The 25,042-nt window shown below is 72.2% G+C and carries 23 protein-coding genes; 11 read left to right on the top strand and 12 right to left on the bottom strand.

Annotated features, from left to right (window positions below; all coding sequences use genetic code 11):
- Nucleotides 1-116: 116 nt before the first annotated feature.
- Entirely contained in the window at nucleotides 117-746 is a 630-nt protein-coding gene (locus FYC51_RS03545; protein ID WP_148732287.1) for a hypothetical protein, read from the top strand.
- 104 nt (nucleotides 747-850) lie between these two features.
- On the opposite strand, the gene FYC51_RS03540 is transcribed toward FYC51_RS03545, so the two are convergent.
- On the bottom strand, nucleotides 851-1,738 hold the full coding sequence (locus tag FYC51_RS03540; protein WP_148732286.1) for a LysR family transcriptional regulator: 888 nt from the start codon (nucleotides 1,736-1,738) through the stop codon (nucleotides 851-853).
- Nucleotides 1,739-1,838: 100 nt separating this feature from the next.
- On the opposite strand from FYC51_RS03540, the gene FYC51_RS03535 reads away from it, so the two are divergent.
- The 3 genes from FYC51_RS03535 to FYC51_RS03525 all read left to right on the top strand — a co-directional run bounded on the left by FYC51_RS03535 (nucleotide 1,839) and on the right by FYC51_RS03525 (nucleotide 4,708).
- Complete coding sequence (locus FYC51_RS03535) at nucleotides 1,839-2,714, top strand: aldo/keto reductase (RefSeq protein WP_148732285.1); 876 nt, start codon at nucleotides 1,839-1,841, stop codon at nucleotides 2,712-2,714.
- 162 nt (nucleotides 2,715-2,876) lie between these two features.
- A complete protein-coding gene (locus FYC51_RS03530; RefSeq protein WP_148732284.1) occupies nucleotides 2,877-3,809 on the top strand; it encodes an aldo/keto reductase in 933 nt (310 codons plus the stop codon).
- A gap of 53 nt (nucleotides 3,810-3,862) precedes the next feature.
- Complete coding sequence (locus tag FYC51_RS03525; RefSeq protein ID WP_148732283.1) at nucleotides 3,863-4,708, top strand: SDR family NAD(P)-dependent oxidoreductase; 846 nt, start codon at nucleotides 3,863-3,865, stop codon at nucleotides 4,706-4,708.
- Nucleotides 4,709-4,737: 29 nt separating this feature from the next.
- Here FYC51_RS03525 and FYC51_RS03520 read toward each other — a convergent pair whose 3' ends face one another.
- Both FYC51_RS03520 and sigJ read right to left on the bottom strand, forming a co-directional pair.
- Nucleotides 4,738-5,895, bottom strand: coding sequence for a Dyp-type peroxidase (locus FYC51_RS03520; RefSeq protein ID WP_148732282.1), 1,158 nt, complete (start codon nucleotides 5,893-5,895; stop codon nucleotides 4,738-4,740).
- Between the two features lie 58 nt (nucleotides 5,896-5,953).
- Nucleotides 5,954-6,862, bottom strand: coding sequence for an RNA polymerase sigma factor SigJ (sigJ, locus tag FYC51_RS03515; protein ID WP_148732281.1), 909 nt, complete (start codon nucleotides 6,860-6,862; stop codon nucleotides 5,954-5,956).
- Nucleotides 6,863-6,973: 111 nt separating this feature from the next.
- On the opposite strand from sigJ, the gene FYC51_RS03510 reads away from it, so the two are divergent.
- Nucleotides 6,974-7,411, top strand: a complete 438-nt coding sequence (locus FYC51_RS03510) for a hypothetical protein (RefSeq protein WP_148732280.1) — start codon at nucleotides 6,974-6,976, stop codon at nucleotides 7,409-7,411.
- Nucleotides 7,408-8,172: an SDR family oxidoreductase gene (locus tag FYC51_RS03505; protein WP_148732279.1), complete on the top strand. Its 765-nt coding sequence runs from the start codon at nucleotides 7,408-7,410 to the stop codon at nucleotides 8,170-8,172. Before FYC51_RS03510 ends, FYC51_RS03505 begins: the two co-directional genes overlap by 4 nt.
- Before the next feature lie 111 nt (nucleotides 8,173-8,283).
- On the opposite strand, the gene FYC51_RS03500 is transcribed toward FYC51_RS03505, so the two are convergent.
- From FYC51_RS03500 to FYC51_RS03475, 6 genes are all read right to left on the bottom strand, one after another.
- A complete protein-coding gene (locus tag FYC51_RS03500; RefSeq protein WP_222863195.1) occupies nucleotides 8,284-9,051 on the bottom strand; it encodes an SDR family NAD(P)-dependent oxidoreductase in 768 nt (255 codons plus the stop codon).
- A gap of 73 nt (nucleotides 9,052-9,124) precedes the next feature.
- Entirely contained in the window at nucleotides 9,125-10,018 is an 894-nt protein-coding gene (locus tag FYC51_RS03495; protein ID WP_148734101.1) for a 3-methyladenine DNA glycosylase, read from the bottom strand.
- 282 nt (nucleotides 10,019-10,300) lie between these two features.
- Nucleotides 10,301-10,636, bottom strand: a complete 336-nt coding sequence (locus FYC51_RS03490) for a TfoX/Sxy family protein (RefSeq protein ID WP_148732277.1) — start codon at nucleotides 10,634-10,636, stop codon at nucleotides 10,301-10,303.
- A 45-nt stretch (nucleotides 10,637-10,681) separates the two neighbouring features.
- Entirely contained in the window at nucleotides 10,682-11,704 is a 1,023-nt protein-coding gene (locus FYC51_RS03485) for a 1-aminocyclopropane-1-carboxylate deaminase (RefSeq protein ID WP_148732276.1), read from the bottom strand.
- Nucleotides 11,705-11,715: 11 nt separating this feature from the next.
- The gene (locus tag FYC51_RS03480; RefSeq protein WP_148732275.1) at nucleotides 11,716-12,441 is read right to left on the bottom strand and encodes a GntR family transcriptional regulator; all 726 of its coding nucleotides are present in this window, start codon (nucleotides 12,439-12,441) and stop codon (nucleotides 11,716-11,718) included.
- A gap of 172 nt (nucleotides 12,442-12,613) precedes the next feature.
- Entirely contained in the window at nucleotides 12,614-13,063 is a 450-nt protein-coding gene (locus FYC51_RS03475) for a DUF805 domain-containing protein (RefSeq protein WP_148732274.1), read from the bottom strand.
- A gap of 161 nt (nucleotides 13,064-13,224) precedes the next feature.
- On the opposite strand from FYC51_RS03475, the gene FYC51_RS03470 reads away from it, so the two are divergent.
- The gene (locus FYC51_RS03470) at nucleotides 13,225-14,748 is read left to right on the top strand and encodes an ATP-dependent DNA ligase (RefSeq protein WP_148732273.1); all 1,524 of its coding nucleotides are present in this window, start codon (nucleotides 13,225-13,227) and stop codon (nucleotides 14,746-14,748) included.
- Between the two features lie 11 nt (nucleotides 14,749-14,759).
- On the opposite strand, the gene FYC51_RS03465 is transcribed toward FYC51_RS03470, so the two are convergent.
- Complete coding sequence (locus FYC51_RS03465) at nucleotides 14,760-15,611, bottom strand: NAD(P)H-hydrate dehydratase (protein WP_148732272.1); 852 nt, start codon at nucleotides 15,609-15,611, stop codon at nucleotides 14,760-14,762.
- Nucleotides 15,595-16,317: a histidine phosphatase family protein gene (locus FYC51_RS03460; RefSeq protein ID WP_238476194.1), complete on the bottom strand. Its 723-nt coding sequence runs from the start codon at nucleotides 16,315-16,317 to the stop codon at nucleotides 15,595-15,597. Before FYC51_RS03460 ends, FYC51_RS03465 begins: the two co-directional genes overlap by 17 nt.
- Nucleotides 16,318-16,536: 219 nt before the next feature.
- On the opposite strand from FYC51_RS03460, the gene FYC51_RS03455 reads away from it, so the two are divergent.
- Nucleotides 16,537-20,193: an RICIN domain-containing protein gene (locus FYC51_RS03455; protein ID WP_148732271.1), complete on the top strand. Its 3,657-nt coding sequence runs from the start codon at nucleotides 16,537-16,539 to the stop codon at nucleotides 20,191-20,193.
- 226 nt (nucleotides 20,194-20,419) lie between these two features.
- Here the strand turns inward: FYC51_RS03455 and FYC51_RS03450 are convergent, their stop codons facing one another.
- Nucleotides 20,420-21,460: a LacI family DNA-binding transcriptional regulator gene (locus tag FYC51_RS03450; protein WP_238476193.1), complete on the bottom strand. Its 1,041-nt coding sequence runs from the start codon at nucleotides 21,458-21,460 to the stop codon at nucleotides 20,420-20,422.
- Nucleotides 21,461-21,571: 111 nt separating this feature from the next.
- Here FYC51_RS03450 and FYC51_RS03445 point away from each other — a divergent pair, with 111 nt between their 5' ends.
- The 3 genes from FYC51_RS03445 to FYC51_RS03435 all read left to right on the top strand — a co-directional run bounded on the left by FYC51_RS03445 (nucleotide 21,572) and on the right by FYC51_RS03435 (nucleotide 24,926).
- Entirely contained in the window at nucleotides 21,572-22,510 is a 939-nt protein-coding gene (locus FYC51_RS03445; RefSeq protein WP_148732270.1) for a carbohydrate ABC transporter permease, read from the top strand.
- A complete protein-coding gene (locus tag FYC51_RS03440; RefSeq protein WP_148732269.1) occupies nucleotides 22,507-23,493 on the top strand; it encodes a carbohydrate ABC transporter permease in 987 nt (328 codons plus the stop codon). The genes FYC51_RS03445 and FYC51_RS03440 overlap by 4 nt, the downstream gene beginning before the upstream one ends.
- 95 nt (nucleotides 23,494-23,588) lie before the next feature.
- Nucleotides 23,589-24,926, top strand: a complete 1,338-nt coding sequence (locus tag FYC51_RS03435; protein WP_148732268.1) for an ABC transporter substrate-binding protein — start codon at nucleotides 23,589-23,591, stop codon at nucleotides 24,924-24,926.
- Nucleotides 24,927-25,042 lie beyond the last annotated feature (116 nt).

The following is a 25,042-nucleotide window of genomic DNA, read 5'->3' as shown; positions in this document are numbered from 1 at the left end:
ACAACGGACGCTCTCCTCGAGCTCCACGCGCGCACGGGACGCGGGGGTTGCGGCATCTGGACGTCCTCCGTACGATACCCCACTAGGGTATGATACGAACGACGGACGGAGCGATCATGCGTGCGAGCGAGACGAACACGGCGACGACCGAGACGACGATGAACGCAACGTCGACGGATGCCGCGGCGTCCGCGTCGGGGTCCCCGCGACCGCGCGCGTGGTTCATCGTGCTGCTCGTCGTCGTGGGCGTGATCACGGGCGGCGGTCTGCTCCTCGGCGGCGCCGCCCTGGGCGGACTCGACGCGACGACGCCGATGACGGCCGTGGGCATCGCGACGCTCTGCTACGTCGCGGCGGCGGCGACCGGCATCCGCTGGATGGCCTGGGCGTGGGCGGGCCTCGGCTCGGTGCTCGTGGTCGGCGCCGAGCTGCTCGACGTGCCCCGCTGGATCGTGCTCGCCGCGGTGGGGGCCGTGTTCCTCGTGGTCGGCCTCGTGCGCCGGCCGCGGGTCACGGTGCCCCAGGGCATCGCGATGGTCGCCTACTTCGGCGTCGCGATCGCAGCACTCTTCCTCGCGCCCCGGCTCGGCCTCGTGATCGCGGGCGTCGCGCTCGCCGCGCACGCCGGCTGGGACCTCGTGCACTACCGCCGCGACGCCGTCGTGAACCGGTCGCTCGCGCTCTGGTGCCTCGGGCTCGACGTGTTCCTCGGCGGCGCGTGCGTGGTGCTGGCGATCGTCGGCTGAGTGGCGAGCGTCGGCTGAGTGGCGAGCGTCGAACGCGGCAGCACCGCCACGCGGCATCCGCTCGTCTCAGGCGCTGAGCGCGAGCCACGCGGCATCCGCTGGCGTCAGGCGCTGAGCGCGAGCTCCGCGTCGAGCAGGTCGAGCAGCAGCGGGGCGGATGCCGCGGCCGGCGCGCCGGTGATGGCCGAGACGACCCACTCGGGCGTCGACTCGGGCGGCAGCCGCAGCGTCACGAGCCCCGACGCCTGCGGCTTCGCGGCGACGTGCTGCGGCACGAGTGCGATGCCGAGGCCCCGGTGCACGAGGTCGAGCAGCGTGTGCACGTCGTTCACCGCGGCGCTCACGCGACGGGGCACGCCGTGCGCGGCGCACGCCTCGTCGTTGAGCGTGCGCACCGCCCACGACTCCTGGAAGTCGACGAAGTCGAGCTCGCGCAGGTCGGCCCACTCGACGCGATCGCGGCCGGCGAGCGGATGCTGCGGCGGCACGAGCAGCACGATGGGTCGTCGTCCGAACTCGTGGCGGCGGAGCCGCGTCACCTGCCCGCCGCCCGCGACGAACGCCACGTCGAGCGTGCCCTCGTTGACCCGCGCGGCGAGCTCGTGCGAGCCCGCCTGCGTGAACTCGAGCTCGACGAGCGGGTACAGCAGGTGCACGCGCTCGAGCAGCGCGTTCACGTCGACCATGCCGAGGCACTGCTCGGCACCGACCCTCAGGCTGCCCGAGAGCTCGTGCGTCGCACGCACCACGGCGTCGCGGGCCGCGGCCGCCTGCGCGAGCATCGTGCGCGCGTGGGGAAGCAGTGCGAGGCCGGCGTCGGTCGGCACGACCCGGCGCGTCGTGCGGTCGAACAGCGTCGTGCCGAGCTCCTCCTCGAGCCCACGGATCGCCGCCGAGAGACCCGACTGCGAGACGTGGCACACGGCCGCCGCGCGCGTGAACTGCTGCTCGTCGGCGAGGGCGACGAGGTACTCCATCTGTCGAAGATCCATTCATCGACCCTTCTTCTGAATGGCATGAGAACTAGTTGTTGGACTTCTAGTTTGAGCGTTCCTATCGTGAACAGGCAACCTCGCAACGAAAGGATGCTCCATGCAGCAGCGAACCATCGGCCCTCGCACGGTCAGCGCCATCGGACTCGGCGGCATGCCGATGTCGATCGAGGGACGGCCCGACGAGGCCCGGTCGATCGCGACCATCCACGCCGCCCTCGAGGCCGGCGTGACCCTCATCGACACCGCCGACGCGTACCACATCCACGCCGACGAGGTCGGCCACAACGAGGAGCTCATCGCCCGGGCGCTCCGCTCGTGGGGCGGCGACACGTCGGGCGTGCTCGTCGCGACGAAGGGCGGCCACCTCCGGCCCGGCGACGGCTCGTGGACCCAGGACGGCCGGCCCGAGTACCTCAAGGAGGCCGTGAAGGCGTCGGCCCGGCGGCTCGGCGTCGAGGCGATCGGGCTCTACCAGTTCCACCGGCCCGACCCGCGCGTGCCGTACGCCGACTCGGTGGGCGCGATCCGCGACCTGCTCGACGAGGGCGTCATCGAGCTCGCCGGCATCTCGAATGCGAACGTCGCCCAGATCGACGAGGCGAACGAGATCCTCGGCGGACGACTCGTGTCAGTGCAGAACCAGTTCTCGCCGGCGTTCCGGTCGAGCCTCGGCGAGCTCGAGCACTGCGCCGCGCTCGGCATCGCGTTCCTGCCGTGGTCGCCGCTCGGCGGCATTGCGCGCGCCGGCGCGGTCGGGCAGCGGCACGGCGCGTTCCAGCGCGTCGCCGACGCCCACGGCGTCAGCCCGCAGCAGGTCGCGCTCGCCTGGGAGCTCGCGCTCGCGCCCGTCGTCATCCCGATCCCCGGGGCCTCGCGCCCCGAGAGCATCCGCGACTCGGTGCGCGCCGTCGAGCTCGAGCTCACGGCCGACGAGCTCGCGTCGCTCTCGGACGTCGAGGAGCTCGCGGCCTAGCCCACCTGCGGCCCGTCCGCACTCGCACGCGGCCCGACCCGATGCGGGTCGCCCCAACCCCACGCAGTCTGCGCCACTTCGACGCCCGCTGCGCCAGTCCATGTGGCGCAGCGGGCGCTCAAGTGGCGCAACGACCGCACGATGACCAGGAGCACCAGCACCATGAAGACCATCACCCTCGGCGCCGACCTCGCCGCCCCCAACGTCGTCCTCGGCCTGATGCGCATCTCGAAGATGAGCGACGAGGCTGTGCGCGAGCTCGTCGGCACGGCCCGCGATGCGGGCATCGACTTCTTCGACCACGCCGACATCTACGGCGACGAGCTGCACGGCTGCGAGCGCCGCTTCGCGGAGGCCATGCAGCTCACGCCGTCGGAGCGCGAGCAGGTCACGATCCAGTCGAAGGCCGGCATCGTGAAGGACGGCCCGTACTTCGACTTCTCGTACGAGCACCTCATCGAGGCGGTCGACGGGTCGCTGCGCGCGCTGCAGACCGACTACCTCGACATCCTGCTGCTGCACCGGCCCGACGCGCTCGTCGAGCCCGACGAGGTCGCCCGCGCCTTCGACGAGCTCGAGGCCGCGGGCAAGGTGCGCGCGTTCGGCGTCTCGAACCACACGCCGGCGCAGATCGACCTGCTGAAGAAGTCCGTGCGGCAGCCCCTCGTCGCCAACCAGCTGCAGCTGTCGATCACGCATTCGCCGATCATCGCGCAGGGCGTCGCCGCGAACATGCAGGGCACCGACCAGGCGCTCACGCTCGACGGCGGCGGCATCGTCGACTACTGCCGACTCAATGACATCACGATCCAGGCGTGGTCGCCGTTCCAGGCCGGCTTCTTCAACGGGGTGTTCCTCGGCTCGCCCGACTATCCCGAGCTGAATGCCGTCATCGATCGGCTCGCCGCGAAGTACGACGTGCCCGCCATCGCCATCGCGACCGCGTGGATCACGCGCCACCCCGCCGACATGCAGGTCGTGCTCGGCACGACGACGCCCGAGCGGGTCGCCGCGGCGGCGCAGGGCTCGGACGTGCCGCTCACGCGCCCGGAGTGGTACGAGCTGTTCCGCGCGGCCGGCTACCGCGTGCCCTGACAGGGGATCGCCCGATGGGGTAGGTTGCCGCTCGAGGCAGCGAGGAGGGTCGCATGCGCGCTTCGGGCGGCACCTACGTCATCACCGGCGCCACGAGCGGGATCGGGCTCGAGGCCGCTCGGCGCCTCGCCGCGACCGCCGACCGGCTCGTCGTGCAGGGCCCCGAGCCCGAGGGCGCGGCCGGCGACGCCGTAGCGCGGATCGCGGCGGGTTCGAGCGCCGACGTGGTGTACGTGTCGTGCGACTACGGCCGGCTCGCCGACGTGGTGGCCGGGGCATCCGCGCTCGCAGAGGCCGCGGGCGCGCCGATCGACGGGCTCGTGAACAACGCCGGCGTGCCCGGCGCCGACCGTCGCCGCACGACCGGCGACGGGCACGAGCGCACGCTGCAGGTGAACTACCTCGCGATGGTGCTGCTCACCGAGCTCCTCGAGCCCCGCCTGGCCGACGGCGCTCGCGTCGTGAACCTCGCGTCGGCGACGCACTCGATGGCGCAGCTCGACCTGCCCGACCTCGAGCTCCAGCGCGGCTATTCGCCCGTGCGGGCCTACGCCCGCTCGAAGCTCGCGATCGTGATGTACACGCGCTGGCTGGCCGGGCGGATGCCGCGCGGCATCACCGCCGTGAGCATCCAGCCGGGCGTCATCGACACGGGCCTGCTCCACGCGATGTTCGGCTCGATCGGCGGCTCGGTCGGCACCGGAGCCGACAGCATCCTCGCCGCGCTCGCCGCGGATGCGCACGGCGGCGAGTACTACGACGAGGGCCGGCTCGTGCAGCCCAGCGCCGAGGCGCGCGACGACCGGCTCGCCGCCGACCTGATGGCGCGCACGCTCGACATGCTCGCGCCGTTCCTCGCGGGCTCGGGCGTCGATGCGGCAACGCGTTCGACCGGCTGACGCGGAGTCGGGCCGTCAGCCCGGCGCGGTCAGCCCGGGCCGTCGGTGCCGGGCTCGGCGGATGCCGCGGCCTCGGCGGTTGCCGCGGGCTCGGCGGATGCCGCGGGCTCGGCGGTCCTCACGGGCTCAGCCGTCATCGCAGGCTTGGCCGCCGTCGCGGGCCCGGCCGTCGTGGCCGCCCAGGCGGCCCGATCCGACGGGAACGCCGGTGCGGACGCGGCATCCGATGCTGCACTCTCGTCGGCGAGCCCTCGGAGCACCGGGTTCGACGGCGCGAAGAACGTGGTGCCCGTGACGGCCTGGGACACGTCGAGGATCTTGTCGTGATAGCCCGCCGGCTGCCCGATGAACATGCGGTGGATCATGAGCTGGATGACCCACAGCCGACGCGAGTAGCCGATGAAGTACGTGCCGAACTCGCCCTGGCCGGGTCGGCCGAAGGGCATGTTGTCCCGCAGGATCTGCAGTTCCTCGCCGTCGTCGCCGGCGATGGTCGCGAGCGTCTTGTGCGCGAACTGCGGGCCGGGCGCGTCGTCGAGCTCGACGTTGTCGAGCTTCGTGCGCCCGATCACGGCCTCCTGCTCGGCCGTCGAGAGCCGGGACCATGCGTCGAGATCGTGCAGGTACTTCTGCACGACGACATAGCTGCCGCCCGCGAAGTCGGGGTCCTCGTCGCCGATGAGGGTCATCTCGGGCAGCTCGGCCCCGATCGGGTTCGCGGTGCCGTCGACGAAGCCGAGCAGGTCGCGGGCGTCGAAGTAGCGGAAGCCCTGGGTCTCGTCGACCACGGATGCCGCGTCGCCGAGCTGATCGAGCAGCAGGCGCTCGAACTCGAAGCACAGGTCCTGCCGCTCGGCGCGGATGTGGAACAGCAGGTCGCCCGGCGTCGACGGCGCGGCGTGCACGGCGCCGGCCACCGCCGGGAACGGGTGCAGCTCGCTGGGGCGTGCGCCGGGCGAGAGCCGGTCCCACAGCTCGCGGCCGATGCCGACGACGCACGAGAGGTGGCCGTTCAGGTCGCGGAACCCCACCGTCTTCACGAGGTCGTCGATGCCCGACACGACCTCGCGCACGGTCGCGAGCGCCCCGTCGCCGTCGGCCGCGGTCATCACCAGGAAGACCGCGAACTGCGACAGCGGTGCGTCGACCTGCTGCGCATCGATCGGAACACGCTCGCCACCCTGCATCCGCCGCACCTCCCAGGGTGCCCACCCTACCCACGGGCGGGGATTCGCGGCATCCGGATCAGGCGTTCCAGAGGCCGAGCTTCTCGGGGTTCCGCATGATCCAGACGCGTGCGACCCGCCCGTCGCGCACGTCGAGGACCGCGACGCTGTGGATCACGTCGCCTTCGCCGAACGCGAGCGTGAGGCCGTCGGCGGTCTCGTGCAGCGACACCGTCAGGGCCGCGCCGAGCTTCGCGAGCTGCCCCAGGATGTACCGTCCGACGTGGTCGGGGCCGAGCACTGGGCGTCGCGCGGCGGACGCGAGCCCGCCGCCGTCGGAGACGAGCACGACGTCGGGATCGAGGAGCGGGAGGAGCGCCTGCAGGTCGCCGGTGCCCGCCGCCTCGGTGAAGGCGAGCACCACCGCATCGTGCTGTTCGCGCGGCGCCGATCCGGCGCGCCGCTCGCGCACGTGCCGACGCGCGGTCGAGGCGAGCTTGCGGCATGCGTCGGGGGAGCGCCCGACGACCTCGGCGATCTCGGTGAACGGCATCGCGAACACGTCGTGCAGCACGAAGGCCACCCGCTCGGCCGGCGTGAGCGACTCGAGCACGATGAGGAGCGCGGTGGCCACGGACTCGTCGAGCGTGACGCGATCGAGCGGGTCGGTCGAGGGCGGGGTGGCGAACATCCCCGTGCCGCCCGGCAGGGGCTCGGGCAGCCACTCGCCCACGTACCGTTCCCGTCGCGCACGCGCGGAGCCGAGCTGGTCGAGGCAGACGCGGCTCGCGACCCGGGTCAGCCACGCCGCCGGGTTCTGGATCGCGGCGCGCTCGGCGGGCGACATCCGGTACCAGCGCGCGTACGTCTCCTGCACGGCGTCCTCGGCGTCGGCGACGGTGCCGAGCATCCGGTACGAGAGGCTCATGAGCATGCCGCGCTCGGCTTCGAGCGCCGCCTCGTCGAACCCCTCGGGTGCCGTCGTCATGCCTCCACCTTCCCATCGGATGCCGCATCCGTCCTCTCCTGTCCGACGACGTGCGGGCACCCGATGTGAGGTCCGACGTCACATTCCGGGGGCCTGCGTCGTCGAAGGGGTGTGAACACGAATTGGAGACGCGGCATCCTGTGGGCCCTCAACGCGCTCGGCGCGTTCGTCGGCGCCTGGGCGCTCGCCGCACCGCGCAGCTTCTACGACGCCTTCCCGATGCCCGGCGTCTTCGGCGCCTGGGTCGCCGGCGACGGCCCCTACAACGAGCACCTCGTGCGCGACGTCGGGTCGCTCTACCTCGCGCTCGTCGCGGCAGGAGTCGTCGCGGCGCTCATGCGCCGAGCGGATGCCTCGATCGCGGTCGGCGTGGCCTGGCTCGTGTTCTCGGTGCCGCACCTCGTCTACCACGTGGGGCACCTGCACGGGCTCGCACCGCTCGACGCGATCGCGCAGCCGATCGCGCTGGCGGCCACACTCGTGCTCGCCATCCCCCTGTGCCTGCCACCGCGGCGGAGAATGATCAGCGAAGGAGAGGACGCATCATGAGGATCGCCGTCGCCGGAGGAACCGGCACCGTGGGACGCCGCGCGGTGGAGGCCGCACGCGAGCGCGGGCACGAGGTCGTCGTGCTGACCCGTTCGAACGGCATCGACCTCGTGTCGGGAACCGGGCTCGACGAGGCGCTGCGCGGCGTGGAGGTCGTCATCGACGCGAGCAACCTCGTGTCGACGTCGGCGAAGAAGACCACGGCGTTCTTCACGACCGTCACGCGCAACCTGCTCGCCGCCGAGGAGCGCGCCGGCGTGCGGCACCACGTAAGCCTGTCGATCGTGGGCGTCGACCGGGCGCCCTACGGCTACTACGCGGCGAAGGTCGCGCAGGAGCGCGCGGTCGAGGCGGGCGCCGTGCCGTGGACGATCCTGCGCGCGATGCAGTTCCACGAGTTCGCCGGCCAGATGCTCGACGTGCTCACGGTCGCGGGCCTGCACCTCGCGCCGCGGGGCCGTTCCCAGCCGGTCGCCGCGCGGGAGGTGGGGGAGCGGCTCGTCGAGCTCGCCGAGGGTGCTCCCGCCGGGCACGCGCCCGACTTCGCGGGGCCGCGTGAGGAGCGCCTCGAGGACATGGTCCGCAAGCTCGCGCACGCCCGGGGTCTGAAGGGCCCGGTCCTGGCGGTCTCGCTGCCCGGGAAGCAGTACGCGGCGATGCGTGGCGGCGAGACGCTGCCGGGTCCCGATGCGACGCTCGGACGCCAGACGTTCGACGAGTGGCTCGCCGAGCAGGCGAGTGCGCCGCATCCGACGCGCTGACTCACGGATGCCGCGGCGCCGAGAGTGCTCGGAATGTCGGAATGCGCGCGCGGAAGCGACCATACGGGCACTCTCGACGCCGACGCGTGAGGGTGGGCCCGCGTCGGCGCGTCAGCGCTCCTCGGGGTCGGCGCCGCGGGCGGCGCGGCCGCCGTCGACCGGGAGGACCGTGCCCGTGACGAAGCTCGCGGCATCCGACAGCAGGAAGGCGACGACCTGCGCGACCTCGGTGGCGTCGCCCGCGCGACCGAGCGGATGCAGCGCCGCGACCTGTCGCTCGATCGCCAGGCGACCCTCGGGGCCGATCGAGTCGAGCAGCTCGTCATAGCGCTCGGTGCGGATCGTGCCGAGCGCGACGGCGTTGCAGCGAATGCCGTCGGCACCGTAGTCGACGGCGACCGCTCGCGTCAGGCCCTCGAGCGCCGCCTTCGCGGTCGCGTAGGCGAGCGCGCCGCGCACCGGCCGCTGCCCCTGGTGCGACGAGACGTTGACGATCGAGCCGGCCACGTCGGTGCGTCGGAACTCGCGCACCGCGGCCGCGCACCCGGCCACCGCCAGCCGCAGGTTCGCCTGCACCGCCGCGAGGATGGCGTCCCCGCCGGCGTCGTGCAGCCACGCGTCGTCGAACACCGCCGCGTCGTTGACCCAGCCGTGCAGGCCGCCCAGCTCTCGGGCCCGCTCGACGGCATCCTCGAGCACGCCCTCCTTGCCGGCGTCGCCCATCACCGCGGCCGCGCGCGGCGGGTCGCTCGTCGCGACGAGCGCGTCGGGCTCGTCGAGCCAGTCCGCGGGCGTCGTGTCGACCACGACGACCGCGTGTCCCTCGGCGAGCAGGAACTCGGCGATGCGGCGCCCGATCCCCCCGGCGCCTCCCGTCACGACGTGTACGCGATGCGGCATCCGCATGCCGCCATGCTCGGCGACCGCCCGAGGTGCCGCAACCCCTTGCGTCTCAGCCGACGGCGGGGCCGAGCCACGCCTCGAGGATGCGCGCACGCAGCGCGTTGCCATGCTCGGCGAACATGCGCTGCCGGCGCACGTACTCGGCCTTGCCCTCGGGCGTCTCGATGCGCACGGGCTCGCCGCCCCACGGCGCCATGTCGTACGGCGACGCCTGCATGTCGAGGTACCGGATGTCGCGCGCGAGTTCGTACGCGTCGAGCAGCAGCTCGCCGGGCACGAGCGGGCCGAGTTTCACCGCCCACTTGTACACGTCCATGCCGGCGTGCAGGCAGCCGGGCTGCTCCAGCTCGGGCTGGAGCTCGCGGGTCGGCGCGAAGCGATTGCGCGGCACGGCATCGGGCGTGAAGAACCGGAACGCGTCGATGTGCGTGCACCGCAGCTCGTGCGCCTCGACGACGGCGTCGGTCGCGTCCTGCCCGAGCCGCAGCGGCACCGGATGCCGGTGCTCGCGCTGCCGGTAGACCATCGCCCACTCGTGCAGCCCGAAGCAGCCGAACTGCCCCGGGCGAGACGCGGTGAGGCGCAGCATCCGCTCGACCGCTCGCAGCAGCGGCGCCTTCTCGCGCTGCATCGCCTCGTGGTCGACCAGGAGCGAGCCCGGCGTCGGCCCCGCGGCGTACCAGCGCCAGTCCGCGCGCGGCGTGCCCGCGGCATCTGCCAGCTCGACGCCCGGACCGGGGTGCCAGCGCCGCAGCAGGCTCGGCGAGTACGCGTAGTAGGTGAAGAGGAAGTCCTCGATCGGATGCCGCTCGCCCCGTGCCGCGCGGGCGCGGTGCCCGACCGTGAGCGCGTCGGCGCGCTCAGCGTGCGCCTGCTCGCGGGCACGCCAGGCCTCGGCGTCGAGCACGATGGTCGGCGCCGCGAGGGAGCTGGCCTGCGGCATCCCTCGAGGATACGTCGGGTCGCCGCGTGCCGGCCGCCGGTCGGGGGGGGGGGGGGGGGGGGGGCCCCCCCCCCCCCCCCCCCCCCCCAGCCCTCCTCGTCCGCCGCGTGCTCCTCGGGTCGACGACCGCGGCCGACCGACCAGCCGAGGATCGCCATCTTCAGCGCGAGGAGGAATCCGCCGAGGGTGATGGGCGTGAGCTGCCGGTCGGGCTCCGCGAGGATCCGCATGGCGCGATGCTGGCATCGTCCGCGGGGCGGCGGCAAGCGGCCGGACGTCGAGTCAGGTCGGCGTGGTCTCGTCGACGAAGCCGTGCGCCTCGCCCAGGATCACGCGCCAGCGCTCGGGGCCCGCATCGTAGGGCACGACGGCCCATTCGCGCATGGGCCGGCCGCGCATGACCATGTTGTCGAGGCCGAGCTCGTCGACGCGCTGCTCGGACAGCTTCACGACGAGGTCGCCCGCGTTCGACGCGAACGCGAACATCCTGCCGCGCACCGAGAGCGATTCGGAGCCGAACATGCGCGTCATCGCGACGTCGGGCCGCGCGAGCAGGTCGCTCCCGACGTCGGCCAGCCGCTCGAGGGCACGGTCCCGCTCGGGGTTGGGCTTCGCCATGCCGCGATGCTACGCCCGACCTCCGACACGGGCGTGCGGCATCCGTCAGTGGTAGCGGCCGCTGTAGGCGTTGAGCGCGGGCTGGCCGCCGAGGTGGGCGTACAGCACGTTCGAGTCCTTCGCGATGGTGCCCGTCGACACGAGCTCGATGAGGCCCGCCATGGACTTGCCCTCGTAGACGGGGTCGAGGATGACGCCCTCGAGGCTGCCGGTGAGCCGCATCGCCTCGTCGGTCGACTCCACGGGGATCCCGTAGTAGTCGCCCGCCCAGCCCTCGAGCACGGTGACCTCGTCGTCGCGCAGCTCGCGTCCGAGGCCGATGAGCTCGGCCGTGTTGCGGGCGATGCGCGCGACCTGGTCGCGGGTCTCGTCGATCGTCGCCGACGCGTCGATGCCGAGGACCCGGCGCGGCCGGCCGCCGAAGTTCTGCTCGAGGTCGGCGAAGCCGGCGATCATACCCGCGTGCGTCGAACCCGTGACCGAGCACACCACGATCGTGTCGAAGAAGACGCCGAGCGCCGCCTCCTGCGCGGCGACCTCGTGCGCCCAGTTCGCGAAGCCGAGTCCGCCGAGCGGGTGATCGGATGCCCCGGCCGGGATCGGATACGGCGTGCCGCCGGCCGCCTCGACGTCGGCGATCGCCTGCTTCCACGACTCGCGGAACCCGATGCTGAAGCCCGCGGGGGAGAGGCGCACGTCGGCGCCCATGAGCCGCGAGAGCAGGATGTTGCCGACGCGGTCGTTCACCGAGTCGGGCCAGTCGACCCAGTGCTCCTGTACGAGCACGCACATCATGCCCAGGTGCGCGGCGACGGCCGCGACCTGACGGGTGTGGTTGGACTGCACGCCGCCGATCGACACGAGCGTGTCTGCGCCCTTCGCGAGCGCATCGGGCACGAGGTACTCGAGCTTCCGGGTCTTGTTGCCGCCGTACGCGAGGCCGCTGTTCACGTCCTCGCGCTTCATCCAGACGCGGGCGCCGCCGAGGTGGGCGCTCAGCCGGTCGACGGGGTGGATCGGGCTCGGCCCGAACGTCAGCTGGTGGCGGGGGAAGTCGGCGAGGGACATGGTTCTCTCCTTCAGGGGGTGGGGGTGACGGATGCCGCGGGCTCGCCCGGGCTCGCGTCGTCGACGGCCTCGTCGTCGTCGTGGGCCTCGAGGTGGAGCAGCCGGCCGAGGGTCGACCAGTTCTCGCGTGCGGCCTCGCCGGCCTCGTCCGAGAGTCCGGCAGCGCAGAGCTCGATGATGCGGTCGTGGTCGCCGACGGATCCGCGTCCGGCGAGTGACCCGAACCGGGCGCGCTCGAGCCGGCGCAGGAGCGGTGTGACCTGCTCGAGCAGGCCGGGCAGCAGCGGGTTCGCGCTCGCCCGCACGGCGACGTCGTGGAACTCGTCGTCGGCCACGATCGCCGCGTCGACGTCCTCGGCTCGAAGCGCATCGGCGAATCGCTCGTTCGCGTCGCGCATCGCGTCGAGGTCGGCCTCGGTGAGCTGCGGCACGGCCTCGCGCACGGCGAGCTCGTGCAGGCTCGCTGCGATGCGCTGCGCCGCAAGGGCGGTGCGCGTGTCGAGCGGGGCGACGACGGTCTGCTTTGCACGGCGGGTGTGCACGAGCCCGGCGGTCTCGAGCCGCGCGATCGCCTCGCGGATGGGCGTGCGGCTCACGCCGAGCCACGCCTCGAGCTCGGGGTCGCGCAACCGCTCGCCCGGAGCGAGCTGTCCGCTGACGATCGCGTCGCGCAGCTCGCGATAGGCGTAGTCGCGCAGCGAGGTCGGGCGCTCGGCACGAGCGCTGGGTAGCGGCATGCAATATATTGCAGCGGAGCCGGAGCGCCGAAGTCAAGTCGCGGCGGACGCCCGGCTCGAAGCGGACCGCCTGAGGAACGCGGTGCGCGGCGGACGCCCGGCTCGAAGCGGACCGCCTCAGGAACGCGGTGCGCGGCGGCCGGGCGGGTTGCGCGCCGGCCGCCGCGTGGGGTCAGGCGTCGAAGCGGGCCCCGGCCGGGTCGGTGGGCAGCGCCAGGAGGACGAGCAGGATGATGCCGCCGACGAACGGGATGAGGGCGAGGAAGTAGAACGGACCGGGGCGGTTCGTGTCGTGCAGGCGGCGCCAGCAGAGCGCGAGCCACGGGACGATCGTCCCGAGCGCCCAGGCGATCGTCAGCACGAGGCCGATCCAGTAGGCCGGACCGAAGACGAGCACGCCCTGGTCGTTCACGACGGCGCCCGAGACGCCGATGCCGTACGTGATGCCGTAGAGCACGATGCCCACGATGGCGTTCACGAGGAACCACCACCAGAATTCGCTGCGGCTCGCGCGGCCGGTGAACGTGGCGTACTTCTTGAAGAACCGGCTGATGGACTGCCCGAAGGACGCGCCGTACAGCGGCTGCGAGAGCGGGACGTCAGTGGTTGCGGGGGTGGTCATGATCTCCTCCAGATGGGTGCGGATGCCGCGGGTGCGCGCCAGCGTAGCGGGCGGGCGGTCCTGCCCCCTCGCTTTGCCCCGCGCCACGCCGTACGCGTCCCCTCGACCAGGTGCGGAGGTCGGCGCGAGCCCGTGTCGGCGGGCGGTGCCAGACTGGCTCCGTGCTGCTCGATGAGCTCGTCACCACGTCCGACACCGTTGCCGCCACGCGCTCGCGGCTGGCCAAGGTCGATGCGCTCGCCGCGCTGCTCGTGCGGCTCGAGCCCGACGAGATCGCCCCGGCGATCGGGTTCCTCGTCGGCAGGCCTCGGCAGGGCCGCGTGGGCGTCGGCTGGCGCAGCGTCGCCACGGTGATGGGCGAGCCGGCCGAGACGCCGACGCTCACGGTCGGCGACCTCGACGCGCTGCTCGACCGGCTGCGCGCCACCGCGGGCACGGGTTCGGCCGCCGAGCGCACGCGCGACCTGCGCGACCTCACGTCGCGCGCGACCGAGCGCGAGCAGGGCTTCCTCGCCAAGGTGCTGCTCGGAGAGATGCGCACCGGGGCGCTCGAGGGCGTCGTCACCGATGCGATCGCGCGCGCGGCGCAGCGCCCGGGCGACGTGGTGCGGCGTGCGGCGATGCTGTCGGGCGACCTCGGCGAGACGGCGCGGCTCGCGCTCACCGGCAGCGAGCAGGAGCTCGAGTCGGTCGGCCTGCAGGTGGGCCGCCCGGTGCTGCCGATGCTGGCGGCGACGGCCGCCACGGCATCGGCCGCGCTCGCGACGACGGGCGAGGCATCCGTGGAGTACAAGCTCGACGGGGCGCGCATCCAGGTGCACCGCTCGGGCGACGACGTGCGCGTCTTCACGCGCAACCTCGCCGACATCACGCACCGGCTCCCCGAGGTCGTCGAGGTCGTGCGACGGATGCCGGTGCGGGATGTCATCCTCGACGGCGAGACGCTCTCGCTCGACGAGGACGGCGCGCCGCGGCCCTTCCAGGAGACGATGTCGCGGTTCGGTGCGGATGCCGCGCGCGAGACGCTGCTGCATCCGTGGTTCTTCGACGTGCTGCACGTCGACGGGCGCGACCTGCTCGACGAACCGCTCGCGACGCGGCTGGCCGAGCTCGAGCGCGTGGCCGCGGGGCACCGCATCCCCGGCGAGGTCACGTCCGACCCCGAGGTCGCCGAGCGGGTGTCGCGTGACGCGCTCGCGGCCGGGCAGGAGGGCGTCGTCGTGAAGGCGATCGAGTCGCCGTACGCCGCGGGACGCCGGGGCTCGAGCTGGATCAAGGTCAAGCCCGTGCACACCTACGACCTCGTGGTCCTCGCCTGCGAGTGGGGCTCGGGTCGACGCACCGGCTGGCTGTCCAACCTGCACCTCGGCGCGCTCGACCCGACCGGGGAGTTCGGCGAGCCCGGCGACTACGTGATGGTGGGCAAGACGTTCAAGGGCCTCACCGACGAGCTGCTGCGCTGGCAGACCGAGTACTTCCAGGAGATCGAGGTGCGTCGCACGGCCAACACGGTGTGGGTGGCGCCGACCACGGTCGTCGAGATCGCGATCGACGGCGTGCAGCGCTCGACGCGGTATCCGGGCGGCATCGCGCTGCGGTTCGCGCGGGTCAAGCACTACCGCGACGACAAGCGGCCTGAAGACGCCGACACGATCCAGACGCTGCGCGGGCTGCTGCGGGGGTAGGGGATCCGAGCTCAGCCGACGGTCGCGAGCGCGCGCGGCAGCTCGTCGCAGAGCTCGCGCGCCAGGAACCCCACCGGTGCGATCCGGGTGACCAGTCGATCACCGGCCATCGCATGCGCGAACGTCGCCCAGACCGCCGCCTGCGCGGCATCCGCCCCTCGGGCGAGCAGCCCGGCGACGGCGCCCGCGAGCACGTCGCCGCTGCCCGAGGTGCCGAGGCCGGGGCCACCCGCCTCCACGTGCCAGCGGCGACCGTCGGCGACGGCGATCTCGCCGTAGCAGGTGACCGCCGCCCCGTAGCGGCCCGCGATCTCGCCGACGACGGCCGCCGCGTCGCCGACGTCGTGACCCAGCAGGATGCCCGCCTCCTCAATGTTGGGTGTCAGGACCGTCTCGGCCGGCAGGACGAGGTCGTCGAGGTCGGGAAGCACGCCGAGCGCGAACGCATCCAGCGCGAGCCCCGTCGGCGCCGTGATCGTCTCGCAGGCCTCGGCGACCGCCCGAAGCGCGATCCCCGGCTCGATGAAGCCGGGACCCACGACCACGGCGTCGGCGGACTCCAGCTCGTCGTGGGCGTCATCGGTCAGCAGTGCACCGCGGCCGTCGGGGAGCCGGATGACCCCGGCCTCGGGCACGGCGATCGCGACGTGCGCGGCGATCGACTCCGGCACCACGAGGGTGAGTCGACCGGCTCCGACCCGGAGTGCGGCGACGCCGGCGAGCACGACCGCGCCCGGTGTCCGCGCGGAGCCGCCCACCACCACGACGCGGCCGCGCGCGTCCTTGGACTCGCCGGGCGCGGGCAACGGCCAGTCGCGCAGCAGCGCGACATCGACCGGCGCCGACTCACGTCGGCCTGACATCCGCGTCCCCCGGATGCAGGGTCACCGCTGCACCCTCGGCGCGCAGGTGCTCGACCATGCCGAACCCCACGAGCCGGAACCGGCCGTCGACCTGCTCGAGCTGCGTGATCGACGCGTTGCCGACGACGTTCGCCTGCGCGAACTCCAGCAGTTCCCCTTCGCTCCATCCGAGGAGCACGTAGAGCGACACCATCACGACCGCATCGTGCGCCATCACGAACGCCCGGTCGCCCGCCGCGTCGCCGAAGTCGCGGTAGAACGAGCGCAGGCGCAGGGCGACATCCGCCCACGACTCGCCGCCCGGCGGCCGGTGGTAGAACTTGCCCAGGTGCCGTCGGCGCTCGAACTCCGTCGGGACGCGCGCCAGCACGCCGGCGCGGGTCAGGAGGTCGAGCACCCCGAGCTCCCGATCGCGGAGGCGCTCGTCGGCGAACACGACCGGCGCCTCGACCGGCTCGCCCATGGCGATCTCGAGCGTCTGGCGGGCTCGCACGTACGGCGAGGTCCAGGTCGAGTCGAACCCCGACAGCCGGGGCAGCAGCCAGCGGCCGAGCGCTTCCGCCTGTTCGACGCCGACCGGCGAGAGCGGCACGTCGGCATCTCGGGGCTCCAGCGGGATGACCTCGAGTCCCTCCGCCTCCGCCCTGGAGGCGGCGACGTTGCCGATGCTCTCCCCGTGTCGGGCGAGCCACACTTCTCGTACCACGAGCGTCCTCCGTTCCCCGGCGGTCCGGTCCGTCCGATCCTTCCGCAGCACGGGGTCGCTGGGAACCCGTTGCGATCCGGGATCGTCGTGAGGCAGTCACTGGAAGGACGACGTCATGCACTTCCGAATGTTGACGTCAACATGTATCGTCGTGCCCGAGCGTGTTGACGTCAACACGCTCGCACCACCACACTTCGACGGCGAAAGAGGACGACGTCAATGACGATGTCTCATGGCAGACGACGACTCACCGCGCTCACCGCGAGCGCCGCACTCACCGGTGCATTGCTGGCCGTGCCGATCGCCGCGGCGGCTCCGGCCTCCGCGGCGGACGGCATCACCATCACCCCCAACCCCGCGTACGCGGGCGAGGCGTTCGAGGGCTGGGGCACCAGCCTGGTCTGGTTCGCGAACGCGACCGGCGGCTACCCCGAGGACCTCCGCGAGGAGCTCTACCAGGCGGTCTTCGGCGAGGACGGCCTCGACCTCAACATCGCGCGCTACAACATCGGCGGCGGCAACGCGTCGGACGTGCAGGACTACCTGCGTCCGGGCGGTGCCGTCGACGGCTGGTGGGCGCCGAATCCCGCCGGCGACGCCGGGACCTACGGCGGCGTCTCCACCACGTACGCCGACCGCAACGCGCTGCTCGCCGCGTGGAACGCCGACGACCCCGCGTCGTACGACTGGGACGCCGACGAGACGCAGCGCTGGTGGGTCGAGCGGCTGGCCGCCGACGACCAGATCACGCACTGGGAGACCTTCGCGAACTCGGCGCCGTACTTCATGACCGAGAGCGGCTACGTGTCGGGCGGGTTCAACGCCTCGTCCGAGCAGCTGAAGCCCGCCGCGCAGGCGCAGTTCGCGACCTACCTCGTGAACGTCACCGAGCACCTCGAGGACGAGTACGGCATCGACATCGACACCATCGACCCGTTCAACGAGCCGAACACGAACTACTGGGGCACCACGCTGAGCAACGGCAAGCCGGTCGGCGGGCGCCAGGAGGGCATGCACGTCGGCCCCGCCCGTCAGGTGCAGCTCATCGACGCCGTGCGCGCCGAGCTCGACGACCCGGCCACCACGACCGACGCCGGCCTCGCCGCCATGGACGAGACGAACCCCGGCACGTTCGCAACGAACTGGGCCGGCTACCCGGCGGCGACCCGCGACAAGGTCGACCGCATGAACGTGCACACCTACGGCACGTCGGGCCGGCTCACCGTGCGCGACCTCGCCAAGCAGGCCGACACCGACCTCTGGATGAGCGAGATCGAGGGCAACTGGGTGAGCGGCAACAACCCGCTCAGCATCGAGAACGGCCTCGGCATCGCGAGCCGCATCCAGGACGACCTGCGCGAGCTCGAGCCGAAGGCGTGGGTGCTCTGGCAGCCCGTCGAGGACCTGTACAACATGGAGCCGCAGGCGGAGAACTCGAACTGGGGCTCGATCTTCATCGACCTCGACTGCGCGCCCTACCAGGAGGCCGACGGCACCGTCTGGAAGTCGGTGCGCCGCGTGGCCGCCGCCGGCGGCGACTCGACGAAGGTCGCCGAGTGCGGCGTGTCGATCAACTCGAAGTTCAACACCATCCGCAACTTCACGAAGTACCTCCACGAGGGCGACCACCTGATCGCGGTCGACAGCACGTCGAGCACGGCGGCCGTCCGCGGTGACGGCACGGGCGCGACGATCGTGCACAGCAACACCGCGGCATCCGAGCGCCAGGTCACCATCGACCTGTCGAACTTCGGCGACATCGCCGAGGGCGCCACGGTCACGCCGGTCACCACCACGCAGGCGAACTCGCTCGCCGACCCGACCTCGAACGCGCTCGTCGAGGGCGCCGCGGTGGCGATCGACCGCGAGGCGCGCACCGCGACGCTGACCGTGCCGGCCAAGTCGGTCACCACGTTCGTCATCGACGGCGTCTCGGGCGTCGCAGCGGATGCCCCCGCGCTCCGCGACGGCCACCGGTACCAGTTCGTCGGCGCGCAGAGCGGCAAGGCGCTGAGCTCCGGCACGACGGGTGCGGCCACCACGATCCGCGACCTGGCGACGGATGCCGCGGCCTCCGCGCCGCAGGCCTGGACCGTGCACGAGGTGGCGGCGGGCGACCGCGAGGCGACCCGACGCGTGGTGCTCGAGGCATCCGATGGACGCGTGCTCGGCGCGACGAGCGCGGGCACCGACCTGCGCACCGTGGGCGTCGATGCCGCCGCCGGTGACCCGGCGACACGCTGGATCGTGAACACGACCGACGGGCGAACCTACTCGCTCGTGAACGAGCAGCTCGGGCTCGCGCTCGACGTGAACGGGCAATCGACCGCGAACGGCGCGACGGTCGGCGTCTACGGCTCGAACGGCGGCGCCAACCAGGCGTGGGATCCGCGCGACCTCGCGCCGCTCGCGGGCCAGACCGTGGCCGCGCGCACGCTGGCGGGCGTCGTGCCGGTGCTGTCCGAGACGATCGTGCCGCGCTACGCGTGGGGCGCGGGCGTCCCCGTCGCAGTCGCGTGGCAGCTGCCCGATGAGGATGCGTGGACGGCGACCGGCCGCGTCGAGGTGCCCGGCACCGCGACCGACGTGTTCGGCCAGGCGATCGCCGTGACGGCGCTCGTCGACGTCGGCGGCCTCACGGCGTCCGACCCGGTCTCGATCACCGTTGCCGCGGGCTCCTCGCTCGCGGCGGTGCAGGCCGCTGCGCCCGCGACCGTCCCGGCGCGGGTCGGGGCATCCGAGAACGCCTTCGACGTGCCCGTGACGTGGGACTGGACGGGCGTCGCGGATGCCGCGTTCGGCGAGGTCGGCGTCGTGCGGGTGCCCGGCGCGGCATCCGCCGACGGAGCCTCGCTGGCGGCGACGCTCTCGGTGCTCGTCACCGAGGGCACGCTGCGCAACTTCAACCCCGACGCCGGAACGACGGCGTCGGCGAGCTCCACCGAGTCGGGCTACCCGGTCGACCGCACGCGCAACGGCGTGCTCGGCGACAAGGGCTGGTCGAACTGGGTGGCGTCGAACAAGCCGGCGCAGTCGACGCTGACCTACCAGTACGCGGCGGCGCACCAGGTGCAGCGCGTGGCGGTGCAGTTCTACCGCGACGGCACGACGAGCTGGGCGCAGACCATGCAGGTTCAGGTGCGCGGCACGGATGGCGCGTGGGTCCCGGCGCCCGGCTGGGAGACGTTCGAGCCCGTCGTGTCGCCGGCCGACGGCAGCGCGCCGACCGTGGTGGCCGAGTTCGCGCCGGTCACGGCGACGGGCGTCCGCGTCATCATGAACGCCTACGCGAACACGCACCTCATCGTGTCGGAGGTCGAGGTCTCCGAGGCGGTGGCCGCGCCCGCGTCGGTGGCCGACCTCGCGGTGCTGCGCCTCGACGGCGAGACGATCGACGGGTTCGACGCGGCGACGCTCGACTACGAGGTCGACGTCGACGGCGGGCGCCTGCCGACGGTCGACGCGATCGCGGTCGACCGGGCCGCGACCGTGCGGGTCACGCAGCCGACGACCGCGAACGGGGGCGTCGCGACCGTGGTCGTGACCTCGGCCGACGGCACGTCTCGTGCGGAGTACTCCGTGACGATCCGGCGGCACGCGGTGATCGACGGGCTCGCGCTCGCCGACCGGCCGCGCGTGGGCACGCCGTCGACGGCGGTCGGCACGCTGGACCCGGCCGACGGCGAGATCGCCTACCAGTGGCTCAGCAATGGTGAACCCATCGAGGGTGCGACGGATGCCACGTACACGCCGGTCACAAGCGACGCGGGCAAGCTGCTCAGCGCGCGCGTGACCGTCTCGGCCGACGGCGTCGAGCCGGCGACCGCCGAGACGCCGGCGCAGCGGATCCTGGCGGCGAACTCCGCCAAGCCCTGATCTGGAGCCTCGAGGGGCGGTCGCAGCATCCGCGGCGGCCGCCCTTCGGCGTGCGCGCGACCGGTGCGGGCGCCACGCGGGATGGGAATTCGATCGCGAGGGGACGCGACACGCGGGGGCGCCCTGTATTCCTGACGGCGTGTTGCGTCCCCTCGCGGCGTGTCGGCCGCGTCCGGCGCGGCGCGCCTGAGCGGATGCCGCGCGCTCGCCGTGCCCCGCGCCCGCGTCAGGCCCGGGGCGCCGCCGTGCTCTCGCGCACGATGAGCTCGGTGGCCACGAGGGTGCTGTCCTCCTGCTCGCCCGACTCGACCTCATGAAGGAGCGCCTCGACCGACCGGCGGCCGACCTCGCCGAAGAACTGGCGCACGGTCGTGAGCGGCGGCCAGAAGCTGCGCGACTCCTCCATGTCGTCGAACCCGACGACGCTCACCTCGTCGGGCACGGCGCGCCCGGTCTCGTGCATCGCGCGCAGCACGCCGAGCGCCATCTGGTCGTTCGCGGCGAAGATCGCCGTGACCTCGGGGTTCCGAGCGAGCTCGAGCCCGAGTTCGTGCCCTGACTCGCTCGACCAGTCGCCGACCACGACGGGCGGCACCTCGGCGCCGTGCGCACGGAGCGTCGCCTCCCACGACTCGCGCCGGTGCGTGGCGGAGTACGACCGCTCGGGGCCGGCGACGTGCCAGACGGTGCGGTGTCCGAGTTCGAGCAGGTGCTCGGTCGCGAGGCGGGCGCCGTGCGCCTGGTCGGTGTCGACCACGGGGTAGCGGTCGCGCGCGGTGGAATCGACCACGACGACCGGCAGGCCGGCGGGCAGCACGACGTCGTTCTCATCGAGCAGGTGAGCCTCGACGATGATGATCACGCCGTCGACCGCCTCCTCGCTGAGCCGGTCGAACGCGACCGAGACCTCGCCCTGCGTCGGGTGCGGCACGGGGATGAGCGTGATCGAGTAGCCGGCGTCGGCCGCGGCGATCGCGATGGCGTCGAGCGTGCGCATGTTTCCGAAGCTCGAGAGCGTGAACATGATGACGCCGATGCTGTGGAACCGGCCCGAGCGCAGCGCGCGGGCGGCGCTGTTGGGACGGTAGCCGAGCTTGCGCATGGCCTCGAGCACGCGCTCGCGCGTCTCGGGGTCGACGTTGTCGCGGCCGTTGGACACGCGCGAGACCGTCTGGCCCGACACGTTCGCCTCGCGGGCGACGTCGGCCATCGACGGCCCGCGCCGTCGGCCGGGCGCGGCCTGGGATGGGGTGGTGACGGTCGTCATCGGTGCTCCTTCGTGACTACATCATGCCCCGTGGCTTGCATGTTCACGTCAACATGCTATCGTGGCCTCATCGCATGTTGACGTGAACATGCCCGCGATTGGAAGTACTCGATGACAGCGACGTCCGCACCGGCACCGCCTCGCGGTGCCCCGGCCACAGAGGCCCCGCGCATCCGATCCCGAGCCCGCAGCGAGTGGAAGGGCCTGGCGTTCACGGCCCCCTTCCTCATCGTGTTCCTGCTCGTGTTCATCGCGCCCGTCGCCTACTCGGCCTACCTCAGCCTCTTCCGCGAGCAGCTCGTCGGCGGCAACGCGTTCGTCGGCTTCGAGAACTACCTCGAGCTGTTCACCGACCCGCAGTTCTGGGAGGGCTTCGGGCGGGTGGCGCTGTTCCTGCTCGTCCAGGTGCCGATCATGCTCGGCCTCGCGCTCGTCGCAGCCCTCGCCATCGACAGCGCCCGCTTGCACGCCTCGGGCTTCTTCCGCATCGTGATCTTCCTGCCCTACGCGGTGCCGGCCGTCGTGGCCGTGCTCATGTGGGGCTTCATCTACGGCGACAACTTCGGGTTGGCGGCGAACATCAACGACTGGCTCGGCTCCGACGTGCTCACGCCGTTCGCCCGCGAGTGGATCCTCGTCTCCATCGGCAACATCGTGACCTGGGAGTTCGTCGGCTACAACATGCTGATCTTCTACTCGGCACTCCGGGTCATCCCGACCGACCTGTACGAGGCGGCCGAGCTCGACGGCGCCGGCCCGATCCGCGTCGTGACCGGCATCAAGCTGCCCGCACTGCGCGGCGCGATCGTCATCGCCACGATCTTCTCGATCATCGGCAGCTTCCAGCTCTTCAACGAGCCGAACATCCTGCGCACGCTCGCGCCGAACATCATCACGACGTACTTCACGCCGAACATGTACGCCTACAACCTCTCGTTCAACGGCCAGCAGTACAACTACTCGGCCACGGTCGCGATCGTCATGGGCGTCATCACCGCGGTCATCGCGTACGTCGTCCAACTCCGCGGTTCGCGGAAGGAGGAGCGATGAGCACCACCGCCGAGACCCTGGGCACGGATGCCGCGGGCACCCCCCGCCCCGAGGCATCCGTCGCCCCCGCCGCCGCCTCGAGCGCACGCGCCGCGCGCACCGCGCGGCCCGGTCGCCCGACCCGTCGCCGCTCCTCGCTGCGACCCCGCAAGTCGGTGGCCTTCACGCTCATGATGTCGATCCTCGTGATCTACAGCCTGCTGCCGCTGGCCTGGCTCGTGATCAACGCCACGAAGACGCAGAGCGGGCTGTTCTCGAGCTTCGGCCTCGCGTTCGGCGACGAGTTCGTGCTGTTCCAGAACATCTGGGAGACGCTGACCTACCGCGACGGCATCTTCCTGCGCTGGTTCGGCAACACGCTGCTCTACGTGATCCTCGGCGCCGGCGGGGCGACCCTGCTCGCCACGCTGGCGGGGTACGGCCTCGCGAAGTTCCGCTTCGCCGGTCGCCGCGCGATCTTCGCGGTCGTGCTCGGGGCGATCGCCGTGCCCGGCACCGCGCTCGCCGTGCCGACGTTCCTCATGTTCAGCCAGCTCGGCCTCACGAACACGCCGTGGGCGATCATCATCCCGTCGCTCATCAGCCCGTTCGGCCTCTACCTGATCTGGGTCTACGCCGTCGACTCGGTGCCGACCGAGCTCCTCGAGGCCGCCCGCATGGACGGCGCGGGGGAGTTCCGCACGTTCTTCACGATCTCGATCCGCCTGCTCGCGCCCGGCATCGTGACCGTGCTGCTCTTCACGGTCGTCGCGACCTGGAACAACTACTTCCTGCCGCTGATCATGCTGAGCGACCCCACCTGGTACCCGCTCACGGTCGGCCTCAACCAGTGGAGCGCGCAGGCCACCGGAGTGAGCGCGCAGCCCATCTACAACCTGGTGATCACGGGCTCGCTGCTCACGATCATCCCCATCATCGTCGCGTTCCTCGGCCTGCAGCGGTTCTGGCAGTCGGGGCTCAGCGCCGGAAGCGTCAAGCAGTGACCGGGCGGCACCGCATGACCGACCCCACCCCCAACGCCCGACCGGAGCGTCCTGCCCCGGACCACATGGCACAACGAAGTGAAGGGAAGCATCACATGGCCATCCCCCGTTCCGCCGTCCGGCGGACCCTGGCGATCGCGGCCGCCGCGTTCGCGATCGGCTCGCTCGCCGCCTGCTCCTCGGGCGGCAGCACCTCGGGCGGCGGCAGCGCCGACGACCTCGACGCGGCCCTCGAGGCCGGCGGCGAGCTCACCTACTGGAGCTGGACCCCCAGCGCCGAGGCGCAGGTCGCCGCGTTCGAGGAGGCGTACCCGAACGTCGACGTCGAGCTCGTCAACGCCGGCACCAACACCGAGGAGTACACGAAGCTGCAGAACGCGATCAAGGCCGGCTCGGGCGCGCCCGACGTCGTGCAGATCGAGTACTACGCGGTGCCGCAGTTCGCCCTCTCCGACGCGCTCGTCGACCTGAGCCAGTACGGCCTCGACGACCTCGAGGACCAGTACAGCGCCTCCACCTGGGGCGCCGTGAACGTCGACGGCAAGCTCGTCGGCCTCCCGCAGGACTCCGGCCCCATGGCGCTGTTCTACAACAAGGCCGTCTTCGACCAGTACGGCATCGCCGTGCCCACCACGTGGGACGAGTACGTCGCGGCGGCGCGCCAGCTGCACGCGGCCGACCCGACGAAGTACATCGCCTCCGACACCGGCGACGCCGGCTTCACGACGAGCATGATCTGGCAGGCCGGCGGCCGTCCGTTCACGATCGACGGCACCGACGTGACCATCGACCTCGCCGACGAGGGCACCCAGAAGTGGACCGGCGTCTGGAACCAGCTCGTCGAGGAGGACCTCCTCTCGACCACGCCCGGCTGGACCGACGAGTGGTACAAGGGCCTCGGCGACGGCTCGATCGCGACGCTCGTGACCGGCGCGTGGATGCCCGGCGTGCTCGAGTCGAGCGTCGCGGATGCGGCCGGCGACTGGCGCGTGGCGCCGATCCCGACCTACGACGGCACGCCCGTCTCGGCCGAGAACGGCGGCGGCGGCCAGTCGGTCACCACCCAGTCGAAGAACCCGGCGCTCGCCGCGGCGTTCCTGCGTTGGCTGAACAGCGACCCGGCCTCGATCGACGTGTTCCTCGAGAGCGGCGGCTTCCCGTCGACGACCGCGGAGCTCGAGGACCCCGAGTTCCTCTCGTACGAGTCGGACTACTTCGGCGGCCAGAAGATCAACGAGGTGCTGACGCAGGCATCGAAGGACGTGTCGGAGGGCTGGTCGTACCTGCCCTACCAGGTGTACGCGAACAGCATCTTCGGCGACACCGTCGGGCAGTCCTACGCGAACAAGGCCGACCTGAACGAGGGCCTCGCCGAATGGCAGCGCCAGCTCGTCGACTACGGCAACGAGCAGGGCTTCACCGTCAGCGAGTAGTCGCAGACCAGCGAGGCCGGTCGGAGACCCCGGCCGGCCTCGCCCCATGATCCCAGCCGCACCGCACCGCACCGCACCATCCCCACGACCACCACCACCCGAACGGAGGACGCCGC

It is taken from the genome of Agromyces mariniharenae (genome assembly GCF_008122505.1).
Taxonomy (GTDB): domain Bacteria; phylum Actinomycetota; class Actinomycetes; order Actinomycetales; family Microbacteriaceae; genus Agromyces; species Agromyces mariniharenae.
The sequence above is the reverse complement of the archived record's forward strand: the minus strand, read 5'-3'. Positions and strand labels throughout refer to the sequence as shown.

Bases quoted from the DNA above. Each gene is read 5' to 3' on its own strand.
- FYC51_RS03530 (WP_148732284.1), top strand. From the start codon at position 2,877: ATGAAGACCATCACCCTCGGCGCCGACCTCGCCGCCCCCAACGTCGTC.
- FYC51_RS03480 (WP_148732275.1), bottom strand. From the start codon at position 12,441: ATGCCGCTACCCAGCGCTCGTGCCGAGCGCCCGACCTCGCTGCGCGAC.
- FYC51_RS03440 (WP_148732269.1), top strand. From the start codon at position 22,507: ATGAGCACCACCGCCGAGACCCTGGGCACGGATGCCGCGGGCACCCCC.
- FYC51_RS03475 (WP_148732274.1), bottom strand. From the start codon at position 13,063: ATGACCACCCCCGCAACCACTGACGTCCCGCTCTCGCAGCCGCTGTAC.
- FYC51_RS03485 (WP_148732276.1), bottom strand. From the start codon at position 11,704: ATGTCCCTCGCCGACTTCCCCCGCCACCAGCTGACGTTCGGGCCGAGC.
- FYC51_RS03445 (WP_148732270.1), top strand. From the start codon at position 21,572: ATGACAGCGACGTCCGCACCGGCACCGCCTCGCGGTGCCCCGGCCACA.
- FYC51_RS03505 (WP_148732279.1), top strand. From the start codon at position 7,408: ATGAGGATCGCCGTCGCCGGAGGAACCGGCACCGTGGGACGCCGCGCG.
- FYC51_RS03520 (WP_148732282.1), bottom strand. From the start codon at position 5,895: ATGCAGGGTGGCGAGCGTGTTCCGATCGATGCGCAGCAGGTCGACGCA.
- FYC51_RS03525 (WP_148732283.1), top strand. From the start codon at position 3,863: ATGCGCGCTTCGGGCGGCACCTACGTCATCACCGGCGCCACGAGCGGG.
- FYC51_RS03495 (WP_148734101.1), bottom strand. From the start codon at position 10,018: ATGCCGCAGGCCAGCTCCCTCGCGGCGCCGACCATCGTGCTCGACGCC.
- FYC51_RS03455 (WP_148732271.1), top strand. From the start codon at position 16,537: ATGACGATGTCTCATGGCAGACGACGACTCACCGCGCTCACCGCGAGC.
- FYC51_RS03535 (WP_148732285.1), top strand. From the start codon at position 1,839: ATGCAGCAGCGAACCATCGGCCCTCGCACGGTCAGCGCCATCGGACTC.
- FYC51_RS03540 (WP_148732286.1), bottom strand. From the start codon at position 1,738: ATGGATCTTCGACAGATGGAGTACCTCGTCGCCCTCGCCGACGAGCAG.
- FYC51_RS03545 (WP_148732287.1), top strand. From the start codon at position 117: ATGCGTGCGAGCGAGACGAACACGGCGACGACCGAGACGACGATGAAC.
- FYC51_RS03490 (WP_148732277.1), bottom strand. From the start codon at position 10,636: ATGGCGAAGCCCAACCCCGAGCGGGACCGTGCCCTCGAGCGGCTGGCC.
- FYC51_RS03465 (WP_148732272.1), bottom strand. From the start codon at position 15,611: ATGTCAGGCCGACGTGAGTCGGCGCCGGTCGATGTCGCGCTGCTGCGC.
- sigJ (WP_148732281.1), bottom strand. From the start codon at position 6,862: ATGACGACGGCACCCGAGGGGTTCGACGAGGCGGCGCTCGAAGCCGAG.
- FYC51_RS03435 (WP_148732268.1), top strand. From the start codon at position 23,589: ATGGCCATCCCCCGTTCCGCCGTCCGGCGGACCCTGGCGATCGCGGCC.
- FYC51_RS03450 (WP_238476193.1), bottom strand. From the start codon at position 21,460: ATGACGACCGTCACCACCCCATCCCAGGCCGCGCCCGGCCGACGGCGC.